Source organism: Tepidiforma sp. (assembly GCF_034432735.1).
Classification (GTDB): domain Bacteria; phylum Chloroflexota; class Dehalococcoidia; order Tepidiformales; family Tepidiformaceae; genus Tepidiforma.
The window spans coordinates 1-15082 of the sequence record NZ_DAOUBJ010000065.1; the positions used below are offsets into that span (position 1 = coordinate 1).

At 70.5% G+C, this 15082-nt stretch carries 13 protein-coding genes; 7 read left to right on the forward strand and 6 right to left on the reverse strand.

Going from position 1 to position 15082, the window contains the following annotated elements; all coding sequences use genetic code 11:
• Positions 1–928 (forward strand): tetratricopeptide repeat protein (locus VAE53_RS06595; protein WP_322818572.1); only part of this gene is annotated, 928 nt, incomplete at its 5' end.
• A 3-nt stretch (positions 929–931) separates the two neighbouring features.
• On the opposite strand, the gene VAE53_RS06600 is transcribed toward VAE53_RS06595, so the two are convergent.
• The 3 genes from VAE53_RS06600 to VAE53_RS06610 all read right to left on the reverse strand — a co-directional run bounded on the left by VAE53_RS06600 (position 932) and on the right by VAE53_RS06610 (position 5702).
• Positions 932–3100, reverse strand: a complete 2169-nt coding sequence (locus VAE53_RS06600) for a pyruvate, phosphate dikinase (RefSeq protein WP_322818573.1) — start codon at positions 3098–3100, stop codon at positions 932–934.
• Positions 3101–3110: 10 nt separating this feature from the next.
• A complete protein-coding gene (locus VAE53_RS06605; RefSeq protein ID WP_322818574.1) occupies positions 3111–4844 on the reverse strand; it encodes a PEP-utilizing enzyme in 1734 nt (577 codons plus the stop codon).
• A 114-nt stretch (positions 4845–4958) separates the two neighbouring features.
• Positions 4959–5702: a PIG-L deacetylase family protein gene (locus tag VAE53_RS06610; protein ID WP_322818575.1), complete on the reverse strand. Its 744-nt coding sequence runs from the start codon at positions 5700–5702 to the stop codon at positions 4959–4961.
• Positions 5703–5979: 277 nt separating this feature from the next.
• Between VAE53_RS06610 and obgE the strand changes: the two genes are divergently transcribed.
• Both obgE and VAE53_RS06620 read left to right on the forward strand, forming a co-directional pair.
• Positions 5980–7239 carry a GTPase ObgE gene (gene obgE, locus VAE53_RS06615; RefSeq protein ID WP_322818576.1) on the forward strand — a complete coding sequence of 420 codons (1260 nt, stop codon included), beginning with the start codon at positions 5980–5982 and terminating at the stop codon, positions 7237–7239.
• A gap of 69 nt (positions 7240–7308) precedes the next feature.
• Positions 7309–8091 carry an enoyl-CoA hydratase-related protein gene (locus VAE53_RS06620; protein WP_322818577.1) on the forward strand — a complete coding sequence of 261 codons (783 nt, stop codon included), beginning with the start codon at positions 7309–7311 and terminating at the stop codon, positions 8089–8091.
• Here the strand turns inward: VAE53_RS06620 and VAE53_RS06625 are convergent.
• Positions 8088–8960, reverse strand: coding sequence for a glucose 1-dehydrogenase (locus tag VAE53_RS06625; RefSeq protein ID WP_322818578.1), 873 nt, complete (start codon positions 8958–8960; stop codon positions 8088–8090). The genes VAE53_RS06620 and VAE53_RS06625 overlap by 4 nt on opposite strands.
• A gap of 187 nt (positions 8961–9147) precedes the next feature.
• Between VAE53_RS06625 and VAE53_RS06630 the strand changes: the two genes are divergently transcribed.
• Entirely contained in the window at positions 9148–9945 is a 798-nt protein-coding gene (locus VAE53_RS06630; protein ID WP_322818579.1) for an enoyl-CoA hydratase/isomerase family protein, read from the forward strand.
• A gap of 214 nt (positions 9946–10159) precedes the next feature.
• Positions 10160–12283, forward strand: a complete 2124-nt coding sequence (gene uvrB, locus VAE53_RS06635; protein WP_322818580.1) for an excinuclease ABC subunit UvrB — start codon at positions 10160–10162, stop codon at positions 12281–12283.
• Between the two features lie 4 nt (positions 12284–12287).
• Here uvrB and VAE53_RS06640 read toward each other — a convergent pair whose 3' ends face one another.
• Positions 12288–12881 carry a protoglobin domain-containing protein gene (locus VAE53_RS06640; RefSeq protein ID WP_322818581.1) on the reverse strand — a complete coding sequence of 198 codons (594 nt, stop codon included), beginning with the start codon at positions 12879–12881 and terminating at the stop codon, positions 12288–12290.
• A gap of 78 nt (positions 12882–12959) precedes the next feature.
• Between VAE53_RS06640 and VAE53_RS06645 the strand changes: the two genes are divergently transcribed.
• Both VAE53_RS06645 and ruvC read left to right on the forward strand, forming a co-directional pair.
• Positions 12960–13559: a MarR family transcriptional regulator gene (locus tag VAE53_RS06645; RefSeq protein WP_322818582.1), complete on the forward strand. Its 600-nt coding sequence runs from the start codon at positions 12960–12962 to the stop codon at positions 13557–13559.
• A gap of 55 nt (positions 13560–13614) precedes the next feature.
• Positions 13615–14106, forward strand: a complete 492-nt coding sequence (ruvC, locus tag VAE53_RS06650; protein ID WP_322818583.1) for a crossover junction endodeoxyribonuclease RuvC — start codon at positions 13615–13617, stop codon at positions 14104–14106.
• 3 nt (positions 14107–14109) lie between these two features.
• Here the strand turns inward: ruvC and menA are convergent, their stop codons facing one another.
• The gene (gene menA, locus VAE53_RS06655; RefSeq protein WP_322818584.1) at positions 14110–15009 is read right to left on the reverse strand and encodes a 1,4-dihydroxy-2-naphthoate octaprenyltransferase; all 900 of its coding nucleotides are present in this window, start codon (positions 15007–15009) and stop codon (positions 14110–14112) included.
• Between the last annotated feature and the right edge of the window lie 73 nt (positions 15010–15082).

Below are 15082 nucleotides of genomic sequence, written 5' to 3' on the forward strand. Positions count from 1 at the left end.
CGCCCCCGTGGAGCCGGCCCAATCCGCCGACACCGATCTCATCCTGAGCCGCTTCGAGGAGCTCGCGGCGATGCCGGAGGCCGAGGCCCCACCAGCCCAACCCGAGGCCGCAGCCGAGCTCGCCCAAGCAGTAGCCGACGCCACCGCCGAGGGCATGGCCGAGCCCTCGAGCGCGCCGCCCAGTGACGAGGCGCGGGACGCCGCCGGCGACCTCGTCCTCCCCGCCGGGCAGGGGAGCGAAGAGCCGCCACTGCCCTCGAACCTCGAAGAGGCGCTCCGCGAACTCCAGCCGCAGCCCATCGCGCCGCCGCCACGGCGCTCCGCCGAATCCTACCTCGACGAAGGGAACGTCTATTTCAACGTCGGCCAATTCGCCCTCGCCATCGACCGGTACACCCAGGCCATCCTCCTCGACCCCGACCTCGCCGCCGCCTACTACAACCGGGCGAACGCCTATACCCGCTCGGGCGACTTCGAGAACGCGCTCGCCGACTACAACCGGGCGCTCGAGCTCACCCCCAACGACGCCGACGCGCTCAACAACCGGGGGATGCTCTTCCTCTACCGGGGCAGCTACGCGGCCGCCATCGCCGACTTCGATGCTGCCCTCGCCATCGACCCCGGCGACTCGACGGTCATCGTCAACCGCGGGCTCGCCTACCTCTACGCGGGTGACGCCGAAGCGGCCCTGCGCGACTTCCTCACCGCGGCCGCCCTCGACCCGCGCGACCCCGCCGCACACTACGGCGCGGCCCAGGCCGCCGGAGTCCTCCAACAGCGCGACGAAGCCCTGCGGCACGTCCAGCGCGCCCTCGCGCTCGACCCCGGCTACGCGCGCGAGGCTGCCAGCGACCCCCGCCTCGCCATCCTCCAGGGCGACCCGGAGTTCCTCCGCCTCCTCCGCGAAGCCGGCCGCGGCGGCGGTTGAGGGCTATTCCGTTCGCTGCCGGCCGCTCAACGCGATGAGCTCCTCGTGCAATTCGAACCAGACGGTGTGGTAGCTCTCCTTCAGGGGTGAGGCGAGCATCGAGCGGTCGCCCGCGCGTACGGCCGCGAGCGCATGCGCGAACCGCGCCCCGTAGGGCGAAAGCCGCGGCACCAACGACACCGCCTGCTCGACCACCGGCAAGAGCCGGGCGTGGAGCGAATCCAGCGCGGCGCAGGCCGCGGCCCAGGCCGCCTCCGCCTCGGCCGGCGCAGCCTGCTGCCAGGCGCTCACCGCCGCCTTGAACTCCCGGTCGAGCGCATCGAACGCCGCGAAAACGGCGTCGATTGCCGCCGCAGGGATGCCCTCCCGCTCGGCCGCCAGCCCCGCCATCACCACCTCCCGGCCCGGCGGGAGCATCGCGAAGCCACGGGGCGTCTCGCGGGCCAGCCCCTCCTCGGCAGCGGCCCGCAGCTCGGCTTCGACGCCAGCCACCTCGGCGGCGAGGACGGCAGCGATCCGCTCCGCCGTGGCCAGCCCTTTCAGCCCGAGCGCGCGGAGCACAGCGAATCGGTCGACCGGCCGCGTCGCGTCGGGAGCAGCCACCTCGCCATCGCCGCTGCCCGATTCGGCCGTCTCCGCCGCCCACTGGCGAAGCAGGCGCACCTCGGGGATGTCGGCCGCACCACCCGCCCGGCAATCGCCGGCGAAGAGCAGCCCGCGCGTCCCGTCGACCGTCACCCATTCGCCCTCGGCGATGCGCCGCCCACCGACGACGAGCGCGTCCGGCTCCACCACCGCATCGCGCAGGCTGCAAACCGCCGGGATAGCCCAGCCACGCGCGACGACGGCGGCGTGGGAGACCACCCCGCCCGTCGTCGTGACGAGGGCCGCGGCCGCCACCATGCCGTGGACATCGGCGGGCGACGTTTCGGGCCGGGCGAGCACAACGCTCGTGCCCTGGGCGGCGAGCGCCGCGGCTCGGTCGGCATCGCAGCAGAGGCGTCCGGCCCCGACCCCCGGCGAAACGGCCAGCCCCTCGCCCAGCGGCACCGCCGCCGGGTCCACGCTGCCCAGCTTCGCCAGCGCCTGCAACGTCTCCGGCCCCACGCGCTGGACGGCCTCCGCCCGCGTCAGCGGAAAGTCCGGGTCCTCGGCCATCTCGACGGCGATGCGGACCGCCGCGAGGGGGCTCCGCCGCCCGATGCGCGTCTGGAGGATGTAGAGCTGGCCGCTCATCACCGTGAACTCCACATCGCACATGTCGCGGTAGTGCCGCTCCAGGCGGTCGAGGTGGCCGATGAGCTCGTCGTACACCGCCGGCAGCTGCTCACGGAGCGCACCGAGCCCGCTGACCGCGTGGCTCCCGGCCACCACGTCCTCCCCTTGGGCCCGGGCGAGGTAATCGCCGAAGGCGCCGCGCGCGCCGGTCGAAGGATCGCGCGTGAAGGCCACGCCCGTGCCGGAGCGCTCGTCCAAGTTGCCGAAGACCATCGCTTGCACCGTCGCTGCCGTGCCGAGGGCGCCATCGATCCCCTCCCGCTCGCGGAACACGCGCGCCCGGTCGCACTCCCAGGAGCGGAAGACGGCCCGGATGCCCGCCACCACCTGGGCGAACGGCTCCTCCGGGATGCCGCCGAAGCGCTCGGCGAGCGCGCGGACGCGGTCCCCCGCGGCCAGCAGCCCCTCGGGCGTGTCGTCGTGCATCGCCGCGTGGTTCACCTCGTCCTCCGGCAGGCCGAGCACGATGGTGGCGAAGCCGCGGACGAAGCGGAGCCAGGTATCGGCGGCGAAGCGGGGGTCGCCGCTCTCACGGGCCAACGCGGCGCGGACGGCTGGCGTCATCCCCACGTTCAGGAGCGTGTCCATCATGCCCGGCATGGAGACCGGCGCCCCCGAGCGGACGGAGACGAGGAGGGGGCGCTCGCCGCCCCCGAACGTGCGCCCGGTCGCGGCCTCCAGCCGGCCGATCCCGGCGCGGATCGCGGCATCGAGGCCGGCGGGCCAGCCCCCGGCCAGGACTTCGCGACACACCTCCGTCGTCACCGTGAAGGCCGGCGGGACGGGCAGGCCCAGCTCTTGCAGCATCGTGACGAGCCCCGCCGCCTTTCCGCCCAACAGCAGGCGCGCATCGACCCCCGCGGGCAGCGGGTCGCCGAGGAAGTGGACTTCCATCGCCCTCACCTCACGGCAGCGCGAGCACCGTGACGGTGCCGGCATCCCCGTCGACGGCGATCGTGGCGCCGTCCGGGATGCGCTTGGTCGCATTCGTGACCGACGGGACGCACGGAATGCCGAGCTCGCGGCTCACGATCATCGCGTGGCTCTGGGCCGCGCCCACATCGACGACGACGGCCGCGGCCGGCACGAAAAGCGGCGTCCACGAGGGGTCGGTAATCGGCGCGACGAGGATGTCGCCCGGCTCCAGGCCGCGCGGGTCGAGCGGGTCGAGCACCACGCGCGCGCGCCCGGTAGCCTTGCCCGCGCACCCCTGATACCCCTGGAGCACATCGCCGGGCTTCGCCGGCTCGAAGGCCACGTCGGCCTTCTTCGGCCAGGTTGCCGGATCGGGGATCTCGCCCCAGAAGACGAACGGCTCCTGGAGCGCGTTGTAAACGTGGTAGAGCGCCTTCCGCTCGGCGATGGTGTCGACGTACTTGGCCGGGTGCTGCAGCCAATCGTCGACCTCGTCGGCGAGGAGGAACGCGTAATCCCCCTCCTCCTCCAGGTGGCCAGCAGCGACCATCCGGCGGCCCACCGTGTGCATCGCCATCCGCATTTCGTGGATCATGCGGATGTTGTTCGTCTTGGTGCGTTCGCGGCCAGCCTGGAAGACGCGCGCAGCCCTGGCCGCCGCCAGAAAGAGGCCCTGCGTCTGCGGGTCGCCAGCCAGCATCGCCGCGATCTCCTGCGTGACGCGCTCGCGTTCGGCCGCCAGTTCGGCGTTCTTCGCCGCCGGGGCCGCGCTATCCGGCGCTAGGCGCATCCGGTCGATCGCGGCGAGCGCGAGTTCCGGCTTCGTTTCCCACGTATGGCAGCGGCTCTCCCATTCGTTCGGGCCCCGGCAGCCGAACTCGTAGAGGAAGGCATCGAAGGCGGCAAGGAAGCGCTGGCCGGCCTCGCCAAGGCCGCGGACCCGGTCGAGCACCCCCGCCACGCCGGCATCGAAGGCAGCCGTCAGCTCGCGATCGGCCGCGATCATCCGCCCCATCTCCCACATCGCGAGCGAGGGCGCCGCCGAGGCGACATCGCCCACACCCTGGATGACGCGAAGCGCATCCGCCGGCCGGCCGACCGCCGCGCAGATCTGCGTCACCGCTCCGACCGGGACCGTGGCCACGAACGTCGTGAAGATGTGCTCGCCGAAGAGCCGCCGGTGGTTGGCCAGGGCGATCCCCTTCGAATACGCCCAGAGCGCCTCGTTCGAGAGGTTCTCCAGCTCCGGCCGCGCCGCCCGTAGCCCTGCGATGCGCTTCGCATCGAGCGCGGGACGCTCCAGCTCCTGCACCGACATCGCCCATTCGAACGTCTTGGCGAGGTCCGCCGTGCGCGCTTCGTTCTGATCGCCGGGGGATGGTTCGTAGGGCGGGACGCCGGGCTGCGCTCCGTAGAAAAGGTCGTCCATCGCCTGGGCCGAGAGCCCCGGAGCCCGCTCGCCCAAAATCCGCGTCACTTGGGCGTTCAGGTAGCAGTAGCCGCCGAACACCCCGACCGTCTCCATGTTGTCCGGATCGAACTCGTCGTACGTGAAGGCGCCCATGCGCACGAGCGCATCGCGCCAGGCCAACTCCGTATCCTCTGCCATGACGAGCGAGAAGGAGAGCGGCGCGACCGGGTCGGGGAAGACTTCGCCAACGTTCGCTCGCGTCCAGAGCGGGTAGCGTTCGCTCGGGCGGCTGCCGACCACCCACGGTTTCATCGGGACCTCCAGGGGCGGGAGTCTCGGCCGGGCGAGCCCTCGGACGCCGGCCGGGGCCGTATTCTGCCATAGACCCCGGATATGTGTCGTATCGACGCAAACCTGGCCAGGCGTTCAGTTCCCCGGGGGCGGCGCCTCGTGCACCGGGTCGGCTTCCAGGATGAACCGCCGAAACGGCTCGGCCGCCGCCAGACCCCGCTCGGCCCCGGCGAGCTGCGCCCGCGCCTCGACGAAGAGCGCAACCTCTGGCCCCAGCTGGCTCGGGTGGCAGAGCAGCGCTTGTTTCTTCAGCTCCAGCGTCGCGGCGATGTCGACCCACGCGTTCGGCTGCGCCGGAGCACCCAGCCACACCTGGCGCACCTTCCACGGCTCGTAGCCATCGACGAGCAGCTCCGGAAAGGTCAGCCGGTCGCGCGCCGTCGGGAAGACGGCATCGAGCGTCACGTCGCCCGCCACGCGGTGATCCGGGTGGTTGATGTACGTATCCGAGAGGAAGCGGTTCGTCGGGTCGAAGGTGACGACGCTGTGCGGCCGGTACTTGCGAATGAGCCGCGCCAGATCGCGCCGCAGCTCGAGCGTCGGTTGGAGGTAACCATCGGGGTAGCCGAGGAACTCGAAGTTGCGCACCCCGAGCACGGTCCCGGCCGCGCGCTGCTCGGCCTCCCGGATTTCGGCGAGCCGCTCCGTCGTCATCTCCGGGTCGTCGCTCCCTTTGTCGCCCTTGGTGATGACGACGTAGGTCACCTCGCAGCCGGCGGCCGCCCATTTCGCCACGGTGCCGCCGCAGAGGAACTCGGCATCATCGGGATGGGCAACGACGACCAGCGCGCTCGGTGGGACGAAGTCGGTAGCGGTCACGACGGCCTCCAGAGAGCGTTTCAGTGTGCAACTATCCTACCCCAGGCCGTTGGAAAACCGTTGGGTTCACGGCCCCGAGCGTTGGATCTAGCGCCGCCGAAGCCAACGCACTCGCCCAGAGGCTCCGCCTTCCCCAACATCCCCAACGCCATCCCCAACGCGTAGCGCACCCCGAACCCAACGCCTCGCCAGTTCGAATCCAACGAACCCAACGCCCTGTTACTCCTCTTTCCTGATCTTCCAATCCCCTCTCCGACATGGTTCCATGGGAAACAGGATGCTCGACGCAGTCGAAATTACGGTGCGCGGCGGGAACGGCGGCCACGGCTTGGTGAGCTACCACCGTGAGAAGTTCGTCCCGCGCGGTGGGCCCGATGGCGGCGATGGAGGCCGCGGCGGGCGCGTCTTCCTGCGCGCGGTCGACGACGTCTACACGCTCGAGCTGTACCGCTCGCGGAAACACTTCCAGGCGCAGGCGGGCGGTAATGGCGGCCCCAACCTTCGCCACGGAGCCAACGGCGAAGACCTCTACCTCGAAGTCCCCGTTGGCACGGTCGTGCACGACGCCGAGACGGGGGAGTTCATCGCCGACCTCGAAAGCGTGGGCGAGGAGGTGCTCGTCGCTCACGGCGGCCGGGGTGGGTGGGGCAACAAACGCTTCGCCACCCCCACGAACCAGACACCCTCCTATTCTCAGAAGGGACAGGAAGGCGAGGAGCGCCGGCTCCGGCTCGAGCTCCGCCTGCTGGCCGATGTCGGGCTCATCGGGCTGCCCAACGCCGGCAAATCGACCCTCCTCGCGGCCGTTTCGAACGCGAAACCGAAAATCGCGAGCTATCCCTTCACCACGCTCGAGCCGATGCTCGGCGTCGTCAACGTCGGCTGGGAGCGGTTCACCCTCGCCGACCTGCCCGGGCTCGTCGAGGGCGCTTCCGAGGGCTACGGCCTCGGCTTCGAGTTTCTCAAGCACATCCGCCGCTGCCGCGTCCTCCTCCACGTCGTCAGCTGCGAATCACCGGACCCGGTGACGGACTACGAACTGATCGAATCCGAGCTGCGCGCCTACGACCCGGGCCTCGCCCACGTCGCCCGGGTGGTCGCCATCACGAAGGCCGACCTCGACCAGGCGGCGGCCGAACGCTCGGCGGCCACGCTCGCCGCACACCTCGGCCGGCCGGTGCGCGTGCTTTCGGCCCACGCCGGCACCGGACTCGAACCGCTCGTCGGGGAGCTCATGGAGCTCGTCGAGGCGGAACGGAAGGCCGCCGCGGCGCGCCCGCCCGCCGAAGTGCCCGTCATCCGGCCCGCGCCGGTCGACCGGTTCACCGTCACCATCGACGACGACGGCCGCTACATCGTCGAGGGCTACACAGCCGTCACCTTCGTGCAGATGATGGACACGGGCATGCCGGGCGCGCTCGACGAGGTGATGCGCCGCCTCGAGCGGTGGGGCATCGCCAAGGAGCTCCGCCGGCTCGGCATCCGCCCCGGCGATGTCGTCGTCTTCGGCGACGTCGAAATCGCCTGGGAGGCGTGACGGTCTGTCTTCCCAGACAATCCGCGCTGGCGTAGGCTCCGCCCACCACCTGCCCAAGGAGCCTGCGCCATGGAATACGAGCAGATTCGCTACGAGAAGCGGGGCCACACCGTCATCGTCACGATGAACCGGCCCGAGCGCCTGAACGCTTGGACCTGGAAGATGGCCGCCGAACGGAACGACGCCTTCCGCCGCGCCAACGACGACCCGGAAGTCGCCTCCATCATCCTCACCGGCGCGGGACGCGGCTTCTGCGCCGGCGCCGATGTCCGCGACGCCTTCCAACGCGGGCTCGACTCCCAGGGAGCGGCGCGCCGCGAGGAGCGCGACGACACGAACTACGTCGAACTCGTTCGCACATCGAAGCCGATGATTGCCGCCGTCAATGGCGTCTGCGTGGGCGTCGGGCTCACCTCGATCCTGCCCATGGACATCATCATCGCCTCGGAACAGGCCCGCTTCGGGATGTTCTTCGTGAAAATGGGGCTCGTGCCCGAGCTCGCCAGCACCTACTACCTCACCCAGCGCGTCGGCTTCGGCCTGGCGAGCGACATGTGCCTCACGGGCCGGCTCGTCGATGCCGAGGAAGCGTTCCGCACGGGCCTCGTCCAGAAAGTCGTCCCGCACGACCAGCTGATGGACGCGGCCCTGGAGTACGCCGAGCTCCTCGCCCAGAACCCCGACCGGCAGATGCGCTGGATCAAGGAGCTCATCACGAAGAACGGCGCCAACCCCGACTACAACGAGGTGATGCGGCTCGAGCACGGACGGATCGCCGAGTGCTACGGAACGCCGGAGCACCGCGAGGCGGTGGCCGCCTTCCAGGAGAAACGCCCGGCGAAGTTCCGCTAGGCCCGGGCCGCGCGCGCGGCCGCCCGCATCGCTTCCCACTGTTCCGCGGTCAGCCCCATGGCCGCCGCCAGCCGCTGGCCGAATTCGTCCAGCGAGCGCCCGGCCGTCAGCCCCCCATCGACGACGACCGCCTGGCCCGTCACGTAGGCGGCTTCATCGCTGGCCAGCCAGAGCGCCGCGTTCGCGATGTCGGCCGGCTGGCCAGAGCGGCGGAGCGGCGCCCAATCGGCGAGGGCAGCATCGATCCGGGGCAGGATCGCCTCGGCTGCCGGGCCGCTCAGGCCCATCCCGGCGGCGAAGATGTTCGTCACCGTCACCCCCGGGGAAATGGCGTTCACGCGGATGCCGAACTCCGCCAGTTCGACGGCGAGGCAGCGGCTCAGATGGGCCACGGCTGCCTTCGCCGCGCTGTAGACCACGGGCCCGAAACCCGCCTGGATGCCCGCCACGCTCGAGGTGTTCAGGATGACACCCCGCCGGGCCGGCTTCATCGCCCTGGCGGCGTGCTTCGCCCCCAGCACCACACCGCGGAGCAGCACCGCCATCGTTTCGTCGTAGGCGGTCATATCGAGCTCGTCGATCGGCCCCGAAACGCCGCCGAAGCCCGCGTTGTTGAACATCACATCGAGCCGCCCCCACTTCGCGAGCGCGTGATCGACCGCGCCGGCTACCGCCGCCTCCTCGGCCACGTTCGTCTTCAGGAAGCTCGTTTGCGTGCCCAAATCCTCGGCGAGGTGGTGCCCGCGCTCCTCCTGCACGTCCGCGATGACCACGCGTGCGCCCTCTTCGACGAAGCGGCGCACCGTCTGTTCGCCGATGCCGCTCGCCCCGCCCGTGACGATCGCGACCTTGCCTTCCAATCTGCCCATAGCGACGGTGCCTCCAGGGAGTGGTGGTGTGGCCGGAGTCTACGGCCAGCGGGCCCCACGGGCGACGCGCCGGCAGCCAGCCTGGTCATGCACCCCCGGCCGGCCGCAGCGACGGACGCCCGGCGTGCGTAGCTTCCTGAAACTCACCGGTGTATCGTGCCCCCATCCCCCAACGGAGCCCCTCCCCATGACCAGCCTTCTCGCCATCGAACAGGACGGCCACGTCCGCACCATCCGCCTCGCTCGCCCCGAGGTGAAGAACGCCCTGAACCAAGAGCTCGCGTGGGGCATCGTCGGTGCCATCGACGACGCCATGCGCGACGACGACGCCTGGCTCATCTGCCTCACCGGGACGAACGACGCCTTCTGCTCGGGGCTCGACCTCCGCGGGCCCGGCGACTACAGCCCCAAATCCCCCCTCACCACCCAGCTCGACGACCTGAGCTGGGTTTCGGAGTTCCTCCTCACGCTCCGGCAGAAGTGCGAAAAGCCGATCGTCGGAGCGATCAACGGCGTGGCCGTCGGTGCTGGGCTCTCGCTCGCGCTGGCCACCGATATCCGCCTGATGAAGCGGAGCGCCCGCCTGCTGGCCGGCTACCCGCGCATCGGCGGCTCGCCCGATGGGGGCATGACCTTCACCCTCTCCCAGGCGATCGGCTACGAGCAGGCGATGCGCTTCCTCCTCGAGAACAAGACGGTCGACGCCGACGAGGCCCTCCGGCTCGGACTGGTTGGCGAAATCGTCGAGGACGACCGCTGGGAGGCGCGGGTCGTCGAGTACTGCCAGGGCATCTGCGCCACCGTCTCACCGGTCACCATGCGGCTCACCAAGCGGACGCTCGTGAAAGCGACCACGCCGATCGACCTCGAGGCCCAGTGCCGGCTCGAACTGGCGAGCATCCGGATGGCCTTCGCCAGCGAAGACGGCAAGGAGGCGCGCCGCGCCTTCTTGGAGAAGCGCCCGCCCGTCTTCCGCGGGCGGTGAGGGGCGCGTTCACGCGCCGTTCATCCGGGATCGGCAGGCTCCGCGCCGGCTTCCCGGCGCCGGCCCCGGGGGCAAACCGAGCGGATGGGGCGGCAGCCAGCCTTCCCCGCGGGCGCAGGCCGGGATGCGCCCGCTTCCTTCCTCCCGACACCGGCTGGCAGGAAGCCACCGGCCGGCCAGCCGCCGCCCCTCTCCCTCCGCTACACTGGTCGATATGACGGCCATCGTCCGCCCCCGCCAGCCGGCCCCCTTCCAGCTCGTCTCCGAATTCCAACCCACCGGCGACCAGCCGGAGGCGATCGCCAAGCTCGTCGAAGGCGTCGAACGCGGCGACCGCTACCAGACGCTCCTCGGGGTCACCGGATCCGGCAAGACCTTCACGATCGCCAACGTCATCGCCCGCACTGGCCGGCCTACCCTCGTCCTCGCCCACAACAAGACGCTCGCGGCCCAGCTCTGCGCCGAGCTCAAGGAGTTCTTCCCGAACAACGCCGTCGAGTACTTCGTCAGCTACTACGACTACTACCAACCGGAAGCCTACATCCCGCGGACCGATACCTACATCGCGAAAGACGCCGACATCAACGACGAGATCGACAAGCTCCGTCACGCGGCCACACGCGCCCTCTTTACCCGGCGCGACGTCATCATCGTCGCTAGCGTCAGCTGCATCTACGGCCTCGGCGAGCCGGCCCAGTACCAGGAGTTCGTCCTCCATTTCCGCAGGGGCGAGCGCTTCAGCCGCCAGGAAGCCGTCCGCCGGATGGTCTCGATGCAGTACGAACGGAACGACCAGAACGTCGTCCGCGGGCGCTTCCGCGTGCGCGGCGATTCGCTCACCATCCTCCCGAGCTACGAAGAGCTCGCCGTCCGGATCGACTTTTGGGGCGATGAAGTCGAGCGGATCGTCGAGCTCGATCCGCTCACCGGGGAGATCGTCGCCGAGCGCGACGAGATCGACATCTACCCGGCGAAGCACTTCGTCACCACCGCCGACCGGCTCGAGCAGGCGATCGCCGGCATCGAACAGGAGCTCGCGGCCCAGCTCGAATGGCTGCGCTCCCAGGGCAAGATCCTCGAAGCCGCCCGCCTGGAGGAGCGCACCCACTACGACATCGAGGCGCTCCGGGAGACGGGGTATTGCCCCGGCATCGAGAACTACTCGCGCCACCTGCAAGCCCGCGAACCCGGCTCGACGCCGTGGTGCCTGCTCGACTACTTCCCAGACGATTGGCTGCTCGTCGTCGACGAATCGCACATCACCCTGCCGCAAGTGCAGGGCCAATACTTCGGCGACCGCTCCCGCAAAGAAACGCTCGTCGAATACGGCTTCCGCCTCCCTTCGGCGCTCGACAACCGGCCGCTCACCTTCGAGGAGTTCGACCGCCACATCAACCAGGCGATCTTCGTGAGCGCCACACCCGGCGACTACGAGCTTCGCGTTTCGAGCCAGGTGGTCGAGCAGGTCATCCGGCCCACCGGCCTCCTCGACCCCGAGATCGTCGTGAAGCCCACGAAAAACCAGATCGACGACCTGATGGACGAGGTCCGCCGGGTAATCGACAAGGGCCAGCGCGCCCTCGTCACCACGCTCACCAAGAAGATGGCGGAAGACCTCGCCGATTACCTCAGGGAGATGGGAATCAAGACCCACTACCTCCACTCGGAGGTCGAGACGCTCGATCGGGTGGAGATCCTGCGCGACCTCCGGCTCGGCGTCTACGACGTGGTCGTCGGCATCAACCTTCTCCGCGAGGGGCTCGACCTGCCCGAAGTGTCGCTCGTCTGCATCCTCGATGCCGACAAGGAGGGGTACCTCCGTTCGAACCGGTCGCTCATCCAAACGATCGGGCGGGCCGCGCGCCACGTCGAAGGGCGGGTGGTGATGTACGCCGACACCATCACCGGGAGCATGCAGCAAGCGATCGACGAGACGTACCGCCGCCGCCGCATCCAGGAGGAGTACAACCGGGCGCACGGGATCGAGGCGGCGAGCATCCAGAAGGCGATCCGCGACATCACCGACCATGTCCGCCTGCAAGCGGCCGAGGAAAAGGCCGGCTACGATGCCAAAGCGGTGCCCGCGGAGCTCCCCAAAGACGAACTCCTCCGGATGGTCAAAGAGCTCGAGACCCAGATGAAGGCGGCCGCAAAGAACCTCGAGTTCGAAAAGGCCGCGGCACTGCGCGACCGGATCGTCGAGCTTCGGCGGGAACTGGTGGGCAGCGACGCCGAGGAGCTGGCGCTCTTCGCCGCCGCTGCCGGAAAGGGCGGGCCGCTGCGCTTCGGCCGCAGCCAAGCGGGCGGCCGCGATCGCAGCCGCCGCTACCGCCGGTAGCTACCTACCACCAGCCCTCCTTCGCGTACGGGGCCGCCCAGAGCGCGACCGAGCAAACGACCGCCTTGAACCACGCCGCCTGCATCCGCTCCAGCTGCTGCTCGTCGCGCGCTCCACGCGCCAGGAAGGGCCGCATCGTGAGCGTGATCGGCGCGATGAGCGCCACCACGAACCGGAAGGGGACGACCTCCGGCGCGCCCGCTACCGCGTCCGTCTCGTTCTTGCCCGAAGCGTGGCGCCGCCCGATCTCCTGTTGGTAGGCCAACCACTCCGGGCCAAAATCGGCCCGAAGCGTATCGCGAATCCACTGCCCGAAGCGCGCCCGAACGGCACCCAGATACGACGTGTCCGGGCCCGCTGGCGTGCTGAACGACGCGAGCAGGAAGGGATGCGACCCGACGAAGCCGTACCACGTGTCCAGGATCTCCTCGATCTGCGGCTCGACGATGGGAGCCGCCTCCCGCAGCGCCGCGACGTCGTCGTCGGTCAGCAGGCACGCTGCCCGAAGCTCAGCGAAGCCCGCGGCATCGAGGGGTGAGGGCGGCAGGCTCGGATCGCCATAGCGATACCCAGGAATGGCAGAGGCGTGAGCGGACATGAGCGTTCCTCCAAGCAGGATCTACGTAGGAATCCTACGTAGTTGGAGAATGTAGGATGCCTACGATAAGCTGTCAACATGGACGTTCGCACACGGGCCTCCGGCATCGCGATGGCCATCCTCCGGCTCGCTCGGGCGGCCGAAGCGGAAGAGCGGGCCGCCGGGAGCGCCAGCGGATTCACCCCGGCCCAAGCCGCCACGCTCCGCTTCGCCGCGCGGACGCGCCCCGACATGGCCACGGTGGGGCAGTTGGCGCGGGTGCTCGGCATCCGCCACGCCACGGCCGTCGGCATCGTCAACCCGCTCGTCGCTCGCGGGCTCATCGAACGGCGCCACCACCCGGACGATGGCAGGCAATCGGTGCTCGCCCTCACCGCGGCCGGTCGGGCCGCCTGGCAGCGGCTCGAAGCCTGGCGTTCGGGGCTCGAGGAGAGCCTCGCCGCCCTCCCCAGCGAGGAGCTCGCGGCCTTCGAAGCCACCCTGGCCAAAGTGGTAGCTGCCGAAGTCGCCGCCGGCCGGCTCGTCGTCAGCGCGCCGTGCGCCGGCTGTGTCCACTTCCGCCCCGGGGCGGGCGCCCACCGCGAACGGCCGCACGCCTGTGCGCTCATCGGCCGCGACCTGGCGGAAGCCGAGGCCGCGATGGAATGCCCCGAGCACACGCCGGTCCTCGCCGGCTGAAGGGGGCGACACCTTCCCGTTCGCGCTGCCGCGCCCGAGGGTGCACCATGGCTCCGTGCGTATCATCGGCATCGACCCCGGCCTCGGCGTCACCGGCTACGGCGTCATCGAAATCGCGGGGGGCCGCGCCCTCCACGTCTGCCACGGCGTCATTCGCACGCGCGCAGCCGACCCTCGGCCGTTGCGGCTCGTCGCGCTCCGCGAGCGCGTCTTCGCCCTCGCCCGCGAGACCGGAGCGACGACGGCCGCGGTCGAATCGGGCTACGTCGGCGAAAGCGCGAAGAGTGCGCTCGCCCTCGGCGAGGCCCGGGCCGCCGCGATCATCGCCCTCGCCGATGCTGGGCTCGAGGTGGCCGAGTATGCCCCCCTGCTCGTCAAGCAGACGGTGGCCGGCTTCGGGCGCGGCGAAAAGGAACAGGTCGCGCGGATGGTGGCCTTCCAACTGGGGCTCACCGCTCCGCCCTCGCCGGCCGACGCAGCCGATGCGCTCGCCGTCGCCATCACCCACTGGGCCCAGGGACGGCTCGGCGGCATCGCCCGCGGCTGAGGGCTACGGCAGGGCCCAATCCACCGCGAGCCCGAGCGCCAGGAGCAGCCCGAACCGCAGATGGAGGAGCGCCGCGTCGCGGAGCACGAGGTTGAGCCGCCGCGGATTCGCGCCCGCCTTCACCGCACGGATGGTGCGCGCGATCGGCCGAAGGAGGGGCAGCGTCGCCAACGCGGCGAGGGTCGGCCACGGCAGCGCACCGGCGGCCACCGCCGCGACCAGCGCCAGGTAGGCCCCGCCGAGCAGCAGCCAAAGCTCCCCCTCCGCGGCGCGCCGCCCGAGGATCGTGGCCAGCGTGCGTTTGCCCGTCGCCCGGTCGTGGTCGAGGTCGCGCAGGTTGTTCGCCTGGAGGATGGCAGCCGCCAGCAGGCCGACCGGCAGCGAAGCGACGAACGCCTCCCACGTCCACCGTTCGATCTGCACGAAGGCCGCGCCCATCACGATCGCCGGACCCATGAACGCGAAGACGACGACCTCGCCGAGCGCCCGGTAGGCGAGGTGGAGCGGCCACCCGGTGTAGAGAAAGCCGGCCAGCAGCCCGGCGACCCCGACCCAGAGGAGCTGCCAACTCACGACAGCGCAGAGGATGAGCCCCGCGCCCGCCCCGGCGGCGAAGCAGGCGATACCCGCCGTGAGGACCTGCCGCGGGCTCAGCAACCCCCGCTGGATCGCACCCGGCGGGCCCAGCGACCCCGGACCATCGCTGCCTTTGCGGTGATCGTAGTAGTCGTTCACGAAGTTCGTGCCCGCCAGGAAGAGCACCGAACCGGCGATGGCGAGCAGCCCCGTCCACCACGTGAAGCGTTCCGGCGCCGCGAGCAGCGTCCCCACGAGCGCCGGGAACGCCGCCGCCGTGAACGAAACCGGCCGCGAGGCGGCGAACCAGGTGCGGAGTGCGGGCATCGTGGCGGAGCGTACGCGCTCGGGGAAGGTGGGGGAAGGCGCCGGCTTGGCCGCCGGCGAATCGCCCGCCGCG

Coding starts and splice junctions, on each gene's coding strand:
- VAE53_RS06625 (WP_322818578.1), bottom strand. CDS start 8,960: ATGGGCAGATTGGAAGGCAAGGTCGCGATCGTCACGGGCGGGGCGAGC.
- VAE53_RS06645 (WP_322818582.1), top strand. CDS start 12,960: ATGGACGTTCGCACACGGGCCTCCGGCATCGCGATGGCCATCCTCCGG.
- VAE53_RS06640 (WP_322818581.1), bottom strand. CDS start 12,881: ATGTCCGCTCACGCCTCTGCCATTCCTGGGTATCGCTATGGCGATCCG.
- VAE53_RS06600 (WP_322818573.1), bottom strand. CDS start 3,100: ATGGAAGTCCACTTCCTCGGCGACCCGCTGCCCGCGGGGGTCGATGCG.
- VAE53_RS06630 (WP_322818579.1), top strand. CDS start 9,148: ATGACCAGCCTTCTCGCCATCGAACAGGACGGCCACGTCCGCACCATC.
- obgE (WP_322818576.1), top strand. CDS start 5,980: ATGCTCGACGCAGTCGAAATTACGGTGCGCGGCGGGAACGGCGGCCAC.
- VAE53_RS06620 (WP_322818577.1), top strand. CDS start 7,309: ATGGAATACGAGCAGATTCGCTACGAGAAGCGGGGCCACACCGTCATC.
- VAE53_RS06605 (WP_322818574.1), bottom strand. CDS start 4,844: ATGAAACCGTGGGTGGTCGGCAGCCGCCCGAGCGAACGCTACCCGCTC.
- menA (WP_322818584.1), bottom strand. CDS start 15,009: ATGCCCGCACTCCGCACCTGGTTCGCCGCCTCGCGGCCGGTTTCGTTC.
- uvrB (WP_322818580.1), top strand. CDS start 10,160: ATGACGGCCATCGTCCGCCCCCGCCAGCCGGCCCCCTTCCAGCTCGTC.